Source organism: Ruegeria sp. BE10 (assembly GCF_056538905.1).
This window is the reverse complement of sequence record NZ_JBQFTX010000005.1, coordinates 64,232-75,990: the sequence shown is the minus strand read 5'-3', so window position 1 is coordinate 75,990 and position 11,759 is coordinate 64,232. Positions and strand designations below refer to the sequence as shown.

Below are 11,759 nucleotides of genomic sequence, written 5' to 3'. Positions count from 1 at the left end.
TAGGTGACAGATCATGCAGCCGATAATCTTCCCCCCATTGGATGGGTGCAGAAGTACCGGTTGCGTCTGAAACGACGGCGGTTGCTTTGGCGATCCTTTCGCAGCCGCCATCAGCTAGCCAGTCTCAAGGATCAGACCGCGCATATCAGACCCGGCGCGGTACTGGCCTTCACCACGCTGCGCAATGAAGTCAATCGCCTTCCGTGGTTCTTCCGCCACTATCGCGGGCTCGGGGTGGATCACTTTCTGGTCGTGGATAACGGCAGCGATGACGGCTCGGTCGGATTTCTGCGCGATCAGCCCGATGTGTCGCTGTGGCAGACCTCTAACAGCTATCGCGACGCGCGATACGGTTTGGATTGGCTGACATGGCTGCAAATGCGCTATGGCCACGGACACTGGACCTTGATGGTGGACGCGGATGAGCTGCTGATCTACCCCAACCACGACAGCAAATCCCTGCATGACCTAACAGGCACCTTGGACCAACAAGGCCACTTCGCCTTTGGCGCGCTGCTGCTGGATCTCTACCCCAAGGGGCCACTGGGCGCGCAGCCCTATGACCCCGAAATGGACCCGACCAAAACCCTTAGCTGGTTCGATCCCGGCCCCTACCGGGCGCAGCGCCAAGGCCCATTGGGCAACCTGTGGGTGCAGGGTGGCGCGCGAGAACGGATGTTTTTTGCCGACAGGCCGCGGCATTCGCCCACGTTGAACAAAATCCCGCTGGTGCGCTGGTCACGGCGCTATGCCTATGTGAACTCGTGCCACTCGGCCCTGCCCCGGCATCTGAACGCGGTCTATGACGGCCCCGGCGGCAAGACGCCTTCAGGCGTGTTGCTTCACACCAAATTTCTTCCCGAGGTGGTGGACAAGTCATCGACCGAAAAAACCCGACGGCAGCATTTTCATGATCCCGACCTATTTGGGTCATATTATGATGCGATTGGAAACCGCCCCGACATGTGGACGCCTCAGTCCGTGCGTCTTGAGGGCTGGGCCCAATTACAACAATTGGGTCTGATGGGGAAAGTTTGCTGAAAAGCAGCATATGTGACTAACGGTTTTTAAATTCGTTGCCTTGAAAGATGCATCAATGGCATAAAACGGCACTTGCCCGGCACCACTCTGGATCGTCCAGCCCCCGGGCATGCTCGCGTAACGAAAAAGGCAGTGCAAACGCGTGAGCCTGTTGGAATCATACCGAATGAGATTACGGCGCAAGCGTCGTCTGGTGCGCTGCCTGCGCAAACGTCGGCAATTAAAGCCGATATCCGACAAGACCAACGATATCCAACGCGACGATATCTTGTTGATGAGCGTTCTGCGGAACGAGAAAATCCGCCTGCCTTACTTTCTGGAATACTACCGCAGGTTGGGCGTCGATCATTTTCTGTTTGTCGACAACGACAGCGATGATGGCTCGGGCGAATACCTGGCAAGCCAACCCGACGTTTCGGTCTGGCGGGCAAATGCCAGCTATAAACAGGCTTCGTTTGGATTGGATTGGTCAAACTACCTGTTGCGAAAATACGCACACGGACATTGGGTTCTGACAGTCGACCCGGATGAGTTCCTTATCTATCCGTTCTGCGACACCCGTCCGATCCGCGCCCTGACCGATTGGCTGGACGGCTGCGCGGTACGCAGTTTCGGCACCATGCTGATCGACATGTATCCGCAAGGACCAGTGGATGCTCAGCCGTATCACGAAGGGCAGGACCCGTTTGAGATCGCCCGCTGGTTTGATGCCGGCAACTATATGATCACAAAGAACCCCGAGTATAAGAATCTGTGGATTCAGGGGGGACCTCGTGCGCGCGTGTTCTTTCGCGACACCCCCTTGCAAGCGCCTGCGCTGAACAAGATCCCCTTGGTCAAATGGGACTGTCGCTATGTCTATGTCAGCTCGACCCATTCGCTGCTGCCGCGTGGCTTAAACCAGGTTTATGACGATTGGGGCGGTGAAAAGACCAGTGGCGCGTTGCTGCACGCAAAGCTGATCAGCACGCTGGGCGACAAAGCCCGCGAAGAGATGCAGCGCGGCCAGCATTACCGCCGCTCGGGCGAATATCGCGCATATGCCCAGGGGCTGGACGAGCAGCCGGTATTCTGGTGCGACCGGTCCGAGAAATACATCAACTGGCGTCAGTTAGAGATTCTTGGCCTCATGTCGAAAGGAAACTGGGCATGAGCCGTCTGGGCGTTGTTATGCTGGTTCATACAGCACTGCACCGGGCCGAGCAGGTGGCACGGCATTGGACGGCATCGGGCTGTCCGGTGGTGATCCATGTGGACCGCAAAGTGCCGGATCAAGTTTATTCCGATTTCGTTGCCGCATTCGCGGATGAAGCGTTGATCCGGTTCTCGGAACGCCATACCTGCGAATGGGGTAGTTGGGGAATTGTCGCGGCCTCACAATCCGCGTCCGAACTGATGCTTGGGGCTTTTCCGGACGTTCATCACGTCTACCTGTCTTCGGGGGCCTGCCTGCCCCTACGGCCCGTGGATGAGCTGATCGACTATCTTTCTGACCGGCCTCGGGTCGATTTCATCGAAAGCGCCACGACCGCCGATGTCAGCTGGACGATCGGTGGGCTGGATCAGGAACGTTTTACACTGCGCTTTCCGTTTTCCTGGCGCCGGAACCGCAAACTGTTCGACGCTTATGTAAAACTGCAACGCGCCCTCGGGATGCGCCGCAAAATCCCCGAAGGGCTGATGCCGCATATGGGCAGCCAATGGTGGTGCCTGACCCGACAGACCCTGTCGGCCATTCTGCAGGACCCCAAGCGGCAGACCTATGACCGCTATTTCCGCCGCGTCTGGATTCCGGATGAAAGCTATTTCCAGACGCTGGCCCGACTGTATTCCACCCACATCGAAAGCCGGTCGCTGACCTTGTCGAAATTCGACTATCAGGGGCGACCACATATCTTTTATGATGATCATCTGCAGTTGCTGCGCCGCTCGGACTGTTTTGTGGCCCGAAAGATCTGGACGCGTGCTGATCGGCTGTATCAGGCCTTTCTGACCGATCAGAGCAGCGCCATGCGACCAGCCGAACCCAACCCGGGCAAGATCGACCGGGTGTTTTCCAAAGCGGTCGAGCGTCGAACCCGTGGGCGCGACGGGCTGTACATGCAAAGCCGCTTTCCTCGCCACGGCAGTGAGAACGGCCTGACCTCATTCCCTTATTCGGTATTTCAGGGCTTTGCCGAGCTGTTCGAGGATTTTGAACCCTGGCTGGCTGAGACCACAGGCGCACGGGTGCATGGGCACTTGTTTGGCCCCGCTCGGGCCGAGTTCGCCAACGGGGACACGATCACAAACGGTGCGCTCAGCGATTGTGCGGTTCTGCGTGACTATAACCCTACGGCCTTTATCTCGAACCTGATCTGGAACACACGGGGTGAGCGGCAGTGCTTTCAATTCGGTCCCGGGGATACGCAAAAGATCAGCTGGTTTCTGGCGCGGGATAAGAACGCGCAAATCTCGGTTATCACCGGGGCCTGGGCGATCCCACTGTTCCGGTCGAACATGAATTTCGCCGATATCCGCTGTGAAGCGGCACGCCTTCAACAGATTGAAACCAAACAGCTTGAGGTTCTGGGCTCGGTCTGGACCAAGGCGCAGGTGCGGACCTGGTCCTTGGCCGAATTTGTGGAATCTCCGATGGAGCCCATGCAGACCGTGATTGAGGAAATCGGCACCCATCGCGCGAACCATTTGACCGAGGCGCCAAAAATGGTGGATTTGACTGGCTTTGGACAATTCCTCCAGAACCTCAAAAATCAGGGAATGCATCCTTATTTGGTGGGGGATTTTCCGGCGGATGATATTTTCGGCGCGCGGGTTCGGCCATTCAAGAAACCCTATCTGGTGCAATAGTCTGTCATGACATCCAAGTTCGACTATTTCGTCATCCTCGCCGCGATGCGCACCGGGTCCAACCTGCTTGAGTTTAATCTCAACGCGCTTGAAGGCGTCACCAGCTTTGGTGAGGCATTCAACCCACATTTCATTGGTCGGCTGAAATCTGAAAGTCTGTTGGATGTAACTTTGGAAGATCGTGACGGCGATCCGATGAAACTGGTGCAGGCAATCAAAGATGCACCCGGCGAGTTAAATGGGTTCCGCTTCTTTCAGGGGCACGATAACCGCGTGTTAGAGCCTGTTTTGGCTGACCCACGCTGCGCCAAAATCATTTTGACGCGCAATCCTCTGGACAGTTACGTTTCGTTGAAAATTGCGCGGGAAACCAAGCAGTGGCAACTGAAGAACATCAAACGCCGCCGCGAAGCACAGGTAGAGTTTAGTGCGGAAGAGTTTGAATCCTATCTGGATAGACAGCAGGATTTTCAGCTCTTGTTGCTCAATACCCTTCAGCGAACGGGTCAAACCGGGTTTTACATTTCCTATGACGACCTGACCAATCTGGAGGTGCTGAACGGGCTGGCCGCGTGGTTGGGTATATCGGCGCGGTCGGCTTCGATTGACGATACGATCAAGCCGCAAAACCCGGGCCCGACCCTGTCCAAAGTGACAAACCCGGAAGAGACCGAGCATGCCTTGGCCCGGATCGACAGTTTCAACCTGCATCGCACCCCGAATTTCGAGCCCCGGCGCGGATCGACCGTCGGCAATTTTGTTGCCGCGCCGCATACGCCGCTAATGTTTATGCCGATACGCGGCGGGCTTGAGGCACCTGTGACCCAATGGATGGCCGATCTTGACTCGGTCAGCACCGACAAGCTGGTCACCAATCTGAACCGCAAACAGATGCGGCGATGGCTGCACGCTCATCCCGGACACCGAAAATTCACGGTACTACAGCACCCTCTGGCACGGGCGCATTCGGCCTTTTGTTCCAACATTCTCAGCACCGGGCCCGGCGCTTACCTGAAAATCCGAAATATGCTGCGCAACCGGTTCAAAATTCCGATCCCGGGTCAGCTGCGTGACGGCAATTACCCGGTTGATCAGCATTATGAGGCGTTTTCGGCTTTCCTAATCTTCCTAGGCCAAAATCTAGCCGGACAGACGCCCATTCGTGTGGATGGAACGTGGTGCAGCCAGTCTCAGGTATTAGACGGAATGGCATCCTTTGCTCTGCCTGACCTCATCCTGCGCGAGGATGAGATCGCAACAACCCTGCCCGATCTAGCCAGACGGATGGGGCATCACAGCCCACCAACACCTGGGTTTTGCGCGCCGGAAATCCCGTTCACGCTGGCCGAAATTTATGACGACAAATTAGAAACGCTGGCGGCTGAGGCCTACCAGCGCGACTATATGCAATTCGGGTTCGGGGATTGGGAACCAGTTACGGGCGCAGCGTGATCAGTGTGCCCTTGTTGACCATCGCATAGATCTCTTCGATCTCTTCATTCTTGACGGCGATACAACCGGCAGTCCAATCCGCTGTCTTCTTGGCGCGTTTCAGTTCCGACCGCTTTTTCGGCTGACCGTGAATGAAAATATCACCACCCGGATCAACACCGGCCGCCTTGGCCTGCGCGATATCATTGGAATTCGGATAGGAAATCCCCAGCGACAGGTGATAGCGACTGTTGGGGTTGCGACGGTCGATCAGATAACTGCCTTCGGGGGTGCGGCCATCACCGCGCTTGGTCTTTGTGCCATTCGGCGCAAAGCCCAGATCCACCTTATATTCCTTGAGAATGGTTTCGTTGTGCAGAAGATACATCTTCCGCGAACCCTTGTTGATGACCAATGAGGTCACCTCGGGGCCATCGTATGTCAGAAATCGTGGGCTAGCTGTGGCACAGGCCGAAAGGCCCAGCGTTGCCATAGCGCCCAATCCAAATGCTCGACGATCCATGTTTCACTGCCTGCTCTTTTTTTTCAGCATTATGCCAGATTTCCGAAAAACTGAAATCACTTTTTAATGTGCTGCTGTTCGGTCAGGCGGCGCTCGATGCTTTCCAGCCGTTCCAATACTTCGTCGCGATAGGCGTCAGTTCGCACCTCATCCTCGGCATGATGCGCATCCTGCATCGAGTTTACAATCAGACCGACCAGCAAGTTCACGACCGCAAAGGTGGTGACCATGATGAACGGAACAAAGAACAGCCAGGCATAGGGGTAGACCTCCATCACCGGACGGACAATGCCCATGGACCAGCTTTCCAGCGTCATGATCTGGAACAGCGTATAGGCCGACAGACCTAGGTCGCCGAACCAGTCCGGGAAAGTGGCAGAGAACAGCTTGGTCGAGATCACGGCACCGATGTAGAACAGGATCGCCATCAACAGGAATACGCTGGCCATGCCCGGCAGGGCCGAAATAAAACCCTCGACCACCCGCCGCAGGCGCGGCGCGACCGAGATAACCCGCAGTACCCGCAGGATTCGCAACGCCCGCAGCACCGACAGCCCCCCGGCGCTGGGGATCAAGGCGATGCCGACAACGATAAAGTCAAAAACGTTCCAGCCGCTGAGAAAGAACCGTCGCCCGGTCGCCAACAGCTTCATGGCGATCTCGGCCACGAAAATGGCCAGACAGATTGTGTCCAGCGTCACGATCAGGGGTCCCGCGGCCTCCATCAGGGTTGGCGATGTCTCCATCCCCAACAACACAGCATTAAAGATGATGACCGCAGTGATGAACCGGCCAAAAGTGGGATGTTCGATGATGGTCAGCAGACGCTGATTGAAGCCCATATTGACACTCTCCTGTCTGCTCATGATGCGGGCCCCCATACAAACCGCGCGGCAAGTTCCGTGTGTGACGACCATCGAAATTGGTCCACCACCTGTACCCATTCAAGAGTGTAGCCCGCATTAACCAGCGTTTTTGCGTCCCGCGCGAAGGTCACCGGGTTGCACGAGACATATGCAATCACCGGGCGCTGCGCCTGTGCCAGTTCGGCAACTTGCGCCTCGGCCCCAGCGCGGGGCGGGTCCAGCACAACGGCGTCAAAGGATTTCAACTCATCGGGCATCAGCGGGCGGCGGAACAGGTCGCGGGACTCGGTCGTGACCCGTTTCAACCCTTGCGCGCGGCGCCAGCCCTGATCCAGCGCATCCGTCATCGCGGCTTCACCTTCGACCGCGTGAACCTCGGCATTTTCGGCGAGGGGGAGTGAGAAGGTCCCACTGCCTGCAAACAGGTCGGCAATACGCTTCGCACCCTGTATTGCCTGCAAAACCGCCTGTAACAGAGCCTGTTCCCCGTCTTTTGTCGCCTGCAGGAATGCTCCGGGCGGTGGCACAACCCCAGCACCCCCAAAGCGTTGCATCGGAGGTTGGCGCATTGCGATCACTTCACCATCCCAGCTAAGCCGCGCCAAGCCGTGCTTCTCGGTTGCCTGCGCCAATGCCAGTTCCAACGGCCCATCCAGCGGTTTGCCACCCTTGACGGCCACATCCAGCCCGCCTTCGGACAAGGTCAGTGTCACGGCCAGCACGCCCTTGCGACTTCCGCCCAGAATAGCCAGCGCCTCGGCCACCGGTATGGCAGCAATCAGGGCCGGGTCCAGCAGATGACATTCGGGGATTTCGGTGATCGTGTCGGACGCTCGGCCATGGAATCCGGCCAGTGTGCCCTTTTTGGTTCGACGCACGGCGATCGTGGCACGGCGGCGCGACCGCTCGGGCGAAGTATGGATCGGGCGCATCTTCGCCTCTAGCCCCTGCGCCGCCAGTGCGGTGCGCACCACTTCGACCTTCCAGTCGGCCACAAAATCATCTGCTGCGTGCTGCAATTGGCATCCACCACAGGCCTTGTAGTGACGGCAAGGAGGTTTCACCCGTTGGTCCGAGGGTGTTTCAACCCGTAGGTCAGTCAGCAGCTGCCCTATTAATGTACCACTTACCACCTCACCTGGCAGGGTACGCGGCGCGTAAACCGGGCCGTCAGCAATGCCGTCTCCCTGATGACCCAGGCGATTTATGGTGAAGTATTGCGTCATAAGGGGCCTGATACCGGGGCTTTGCGCGCAACAAAACCCCCTAGCACGCTTTGTGCGCTATTCGGCGGCTTCGGCCTGAATGAACCCGCCCGATTGGCGATGCCAGAACCGCGCGTACAGCCCGCCCTGCTCCAACAACGCATCATGGGTGCCGGATTCGACGATCTGCCCCTGATCCAGGACGATAATCCGGTCCATCTCGCTGAGCGTGGACAGGCGATGTGCAATCGCCAGGACCGTCTTGCCCTGCATCACCCGGTGCAGGGCGGTTTGAATCGACGCCTCAACTTCGGAATCCAGCGCCGAGGTCGCCTCATCCAGCACCAGAATCGGCGCATCTTTGAGGATAGCGCGCGCCAGAGCGATCCGTTGCCGCTGCCCACCGCTGAGCTTCACACCGCGTTCGCCCAGATGCGCCTCATAGCCGCTGCGGCCATGGGCATCCTGTAGGCTAAGAATAAAATCATGCGCTTCGGCCTTCTTCGCCGCTGCAATCATGTCGTCTTCTGACGCGTTTGGGCGGCCATACAGGATATTCTCACGCGCCGAACGGTTGAACATCGCAGTTTCCTGCGTGACCATGCCGATCTGACTACGCAAACTGTCCTGCGTTACCTGGCTGACATCTTGCCCATCAATGCGAATAATGCCTTTTTCCCCGTCATAGAGCCTGAGCAACAACGAGACCAAAGTGGATTTCCCAGCACCCGAGGCCCCAACAATTCCCAGCTTTTCACCCGGATGCACGGTCATGCTCACATCGGACACACCGCCCACATCGCGACCATAGGCAAAGCTGACATGGTTGAAATCTATCCGCCCCTCGGTCACTGTCAGGTCAGTGGCTTGCGCGACGTCCTCGACCCGGTCGCGTTTGGCAAGCGTCTTCATACCGTTCTCGACCTCACCCACATTCGCGTAGAGCCCCATCAGTGTGAAACTGACCCAGCCGGTCATCTGCGCAATTCTGATTGAAACCGCGCCAGCCGCCACGATATCACCCGCCGTCGCAATCCCGTTTCTCCACAAAAGCAGCGTCGCGCCCAGCAAGAGAACCGGAAGAACCCCGGCCAGCACCATCAGGATAAATCGGAAGCTGGCGGACAATGCCCCGAAGGCCAACATCTTTTCGCGTAGATCAACCATCGAGTTTCGCGCGGCCTGATCCTCGAACGCAGAATGGGCGAACAGCTTTACGGTCTTGATATTGGTGATGGTATCAACCACTTGCCCGGACACCATGGCGCGCGCGCCAGCCCGCGCAGCAGACCGGGCGCGAATGCGTGGCAGATACCAGCGGATCAGCAGAAAATACACCACCAGCCACCCGGCGAAAGGTAACATCACCAGTGGATGAATAGACCCTAACAAGAGCAAAGAACCGGCAAGTGAGGCCAAGGCAAACACAATTGCACTGATTGTCTCGGACACGACAGAGGCCAACGCATTCGACGTCTGCATCTGTTTCTGCGCGATCCGGCCCGCGAAATCATCGTCGAAATAAGTGACCGATTGGCCAAGGGTCCAGCGGTTCAGCTTGGCCAGCACCAGCGGCGGCACATTGGGCATGACGATATAGTTGTTCGTCACCGAAGACAGCCCGAACAGCGCCGGGCGCAGCAACATGAAAAATGCCACCACGCCCAGAATCATCCACAGATTATCTGCGTTGAAAAAACCCTGAGGTCCATTTTCCGAGGCAAGATCGATCACCAGACCCAACATCCAGGCCGTTCCTGCCTCCATCGCGCCAGCCATGGCCGAAAAACTGGCCGCGACAAAAATCATCGGCCACGCGCCGGACAGGCACCAACGGATGAACGCCCCCAGCGTTTGCGGCGGGGGCGTCTCAGAGTTTTTGAACGGATCTATAAGATCGGCAGCCTTCATTCCGCAGCCTCCGGGTTCAGGAAGCCCCCAGATTGCCGCGCCCAGAACTGAGCGTAAAGCCCCCCATGCGCCAACAATTCGGAATGGCCGCCCTGCTCTACAATCCGACCTCCATCCATAACCAGAATACGATCCATCTGCGCAATGGTGCTCAGCCGGTGGGCAATGGCGATCACGGTTTTACCTTGCATCATGCCGTAGAGGGTCTCCTGAATCGACGCTTCGACCTCGGAATCCAGAGCAGATGTCGCCTCATCCAACAGCAAGATAGGCGCGTCTTTCAGGATCACCCGCGCCAGCGTCACCCGCTGCCGTTGACCACCGCTCAGCTTTACGCCCCGTTCCCCCACATGCGCGTCATAGCCGGTGCGTCCTTGTGGGTCTTGCAGGTCGAGGATGAATTCATGCGCCTCGGCCTGTTTGGCGGCGGCGATCATCTGTTCCTCAGTCGCCTCGGGACGGCCATAGAGGATGTTGTCGCGCACCGAACGATGCAGCAAGGCGCTGTCCTGCTGCACCATACCGATTTTGCTGCGCAGACTGTCCTGAGTGACGCTTGCGATGTTCTGGTCGTCGATCAGGATTGCGCCCTGTTCCACGTCGTAAAACCGCAAAAGCAGCTTTACTAGGGTCGATTTTCCGGCACCGGACCGCCCGATCAGACCAATCTTTTCACCCGGTTGAATGGTCATGTTGATATGATCCAGCCCACCGGTTTTGCGGCCATAGTGATGCGACAGGTCGCGGATGTCGATCTGACCTGTGGTCAGTTGCAAAGGTTTCGCATCCCGCGCATCCAGCAGGTCGATAGGCTGGGCAATCGTCTCCATCCCTTCGGCCACCACACCAAGCTGGCGGAAGAAACTGGTCAACGCCCACATGATCCAACCGGTCATCGCATTCAGTCGCAAGGTCAGTGCGGTCGCCGCTGCCACCACACCGACCGTGGCACTGCCCTGCATCCACAAGGCAATGGCCCAACCGACAACTCCAACGATCAGCAGGCCGTTCAACGTCACCAGAACCGCATCCATAATGGTGAAGATCCGCATCTCAACCTGGAAGGTGCGACGGGTTTCAGCGATGGCTTCGCGGGCATAGTCCAACTCTTGATCATCATGCGCGAACATCTTGACCGAGTGGATGTTGGTGTAACTGTCCACCACCCGACCTGTCACCGCCGAGCGCGCATCCGACGCCGCCTTGGACGCCGGTCCGACCCGAGCGACCGTCCAGCGCACCAACAATGCATATAGTGCAAACCAGATCAGCAGCGGCAACAACAGGCGCGGATCGGCCGCCATCAATAGGATCGCCGCCCCGATCAGATAAGCCAGCGAGAAAGAAATCGCGTCAAAAACCTGAAACACGGCCTCACCCGCGGCGGGGGGCGTCTGCATGATCCGGTTTGCGATACGGCCCGCGAAGTCATTCTCGAACCACCCCACGGACTGACGCAGCACGTGCTTATGCGCCCGCCAACGTATGATGGTGCCAAAGTTCGGCAGGATCGTGTTGTTCAGCAGCAGGACATCAACCACATGCAGCATCGGCCGTAACAGCAGCACAAACACAGCCATCAGAATCAATTCAGTCCCGTGGGCCTGCCAGACCTCAGCCGGAGGGCCAGACAACAGGTCAACCACGCGGCCCATGTAATAAATCAGCCCGACCTCGACCGCGGCGACGATGACTGAAATCAGCGCGGTCCAGAAAAACACCCGCATGAAAGGTCGGGAATAATCCAGCATAAACGGCCACAGCCGCGTGGGCGGTGTGTCGGTCTCGGTATAGTCGGCAAAAGGGTCAACAAGGTTTTCGAAATAGCGAAACATGGAGAGTGCTCCGATTGAGCAGTAAATAGGTCATGCGAAGAAAGATGGCGCCAGAACACCACCCCTACGGGTCAAAGTGTTCCGGCTTTAGCCGAAC

Annotated in this window: 9 protein-coding genes; 4 read left to right on the top strand and 5 right to left on the bottom strand. The window is 57.6% G+C overall.

The features are described 5' to 3' along the window. Positions 1–3 precede the first annotated feature (3 nt). The 4 genes from ACR0M2_RS12695 to ACR0M2_RS12680 all read left to right on the top strand — a co-directional run bounded on the left by ACR0M2_RS12695 (position 4) and on the right by ACR0M2_RS12680 (position 5,343). Positions 4–1,041, top strand: coding sequence for a glycosyltransferase family 2 protein (locus ACR0M2_RS12695; RefSeq protein ID WP_480705388.1), 1,038 nt, complete (start codon positions 4–6; stop codon positions 1,039–1,041). 166 nt (positions 1,042–1,207) lie between these two features. After that, positions 1,208–2,194 (top strand): glycosyltransferase family 2 protein, encoded by a 987-nt coding sequence (locus ACR0M2_RS12690; protein ID WP_480705386.1) that lies wholly within the window; start codon positions 1,208–1,210, stop codon positions 2,192–2,194. Continuing rightward, positions 2,191–3,891: a DUF5927 domain-containing protein gene (locus tag ACR0M2_RS12685; RefSeq protein ID WP_480705384.1), complete on the top strand. Its 1,701-nt coding sequence runs from the start codon at positions 2,191–2,193 to the stop codon at positions 3,889–3,891. Before ACR0M2_RS12690 ends, ACR0M2_RS12685 begins: the two co-directional genes overlap by 4 nt. 6 nt (positions 3,892–3,897) lie before the next feature. Next, a complete protein-coding gene (locus ACR0M2_RS12680; RefSeq protein WP_480705382.1) occupies positions 3,898–5,343 on the top strand; it encodes a nodulation protein NodH in 1,446 nt (481 codons plus the stop codon). Here ACR0M2_RS12680 and ACR0M2_RS12675 read toward each other — a convergent pair. From ACR0M2_RS12675 to ACR0M2_RS12655, 5 genes are read right to left on the bottom strand one after another with little or no spacing between them, the layout of a single operon-like run. Continuing rightward, complete coding sequence (locus tag ACR0M2_RS12675; RefSeq protein WP_480705380.1) at positions 5,327–5,845, bottom strand: L,D-transpeptidase family protein; 519 nt, start codon at positions 5,843–5,845, stop codon at positions 5,327–5,329. The genes ACR0M2_RS12680 and ACR0M2_RS12675 overlap by 17 nt on opposite strands. Before the next feature lie 56 nt (positions 5,846–5,901). Continuing rightward, a complete protein-coding gene (locus ACR0M2_RS12670; RefSeq protein ID WP_170349843.1) occupies positions 5,902–6,687 on the bottom strand; it encodes an ion transporter in 786 nt (261 codons plus the stop codon). Positions 6,688–6,707: 20 nt separating this feature from the next. Then, positions 6,708–7,937, bottom strand: coding sequence for a class I SAM-dependent RNA methyltransferase (locus ACR0M2_RS12665; RefSeq protein WP_480705378.1), 1,230 nt, complete (start codon positions 7,935–7,937; stop codon positions 6,708–6,710). A gap of 57 nt (positions 7,938–7,994) precedes the next feature. Next, a complete protein-coding gene (locus tag ACR0M2_RS12660; RefSeq protein WP_480705376.1) occupies positions 7,995–9,827 on the bottom strand; it encodes an ABC transporter ATP-binding protein in 1,833 nt (610 codons plus the stop codon). Next, on the bottom strand, positions 9,824–11,662 hold the full coding sequence (locus tag ACR0M2_RS12655) for an ABC transporter ATP-binding protein (protein ID WP_480705374.1): 1,839 nt from the start codon (positions 11,660–11,662) through the stop codon (positions 9,824–9,826). The genes ACR0M2_RS12660 and ACR0M2_RS12655 overlap by 4 nt, the downstream gene beginning before the upstream one ends. Positions 11,663–11,759: the final 97 nt, after the last annotated feature.

Coding starts and splice junctions, on each gene's coding strand:
- ACR0M2_RS12680 (WP_480705382.1), top strand. CDS start 3,898: ATGACATCCAAGTTCGACTATTTCGTCATCCTCGCCGCGATGCGCACC.
- ACR0M2_RS12670 (WP_170349843.1), bottom strand. CDS start 6,687: ATGGGCTTCAATCAGCGTCTGCTGACCATCATCGAACATCCCACTTTT.
- ACR0M2_RS12685 (WP_480705384.1), top strand. CDS start 2,191: ATGAGCCGTCTGGGCGTTGTTATGCTGGTTCATACAGCACTGCACCGG.
- ACR0M2_RS12655 (WP_480705374.1), bottom strand. CDS start 11,662: ATGTTTCGCTATTTCGAAAACCTTGTTGACCCTTTTGCCGACTATACC.
- ACR0M2_RS12690 (WP_480705386.1), top strand. CDS start 1,208: ATGAGATTACGGCGCAAGCGTCGTCTGGTGCGCTGCCTGCGCAAACGT.
- ACR0M2_RS12665 (WP_480705378.1), bottom strand. CDS start 7,937: ATGACGCAATACTTCACCATAAATCGCCTGGGTCATCAGGGAGACGGC.
- ACR0M2_RS12675 (WP_480705380.1), bottom strand. CDS start 5,845: ATGGATCGTCGAGCATTTGGATTGGGCGCTATGGCAACGCTGGGCCTT.
- ACR0M2_RS12660 (WP_480705376.1), bottom strand. CDS start 9,827: ATGAAGGCTGCCGATCTTATAGATCCGTTCAAAAACTCTGAGACGCCC.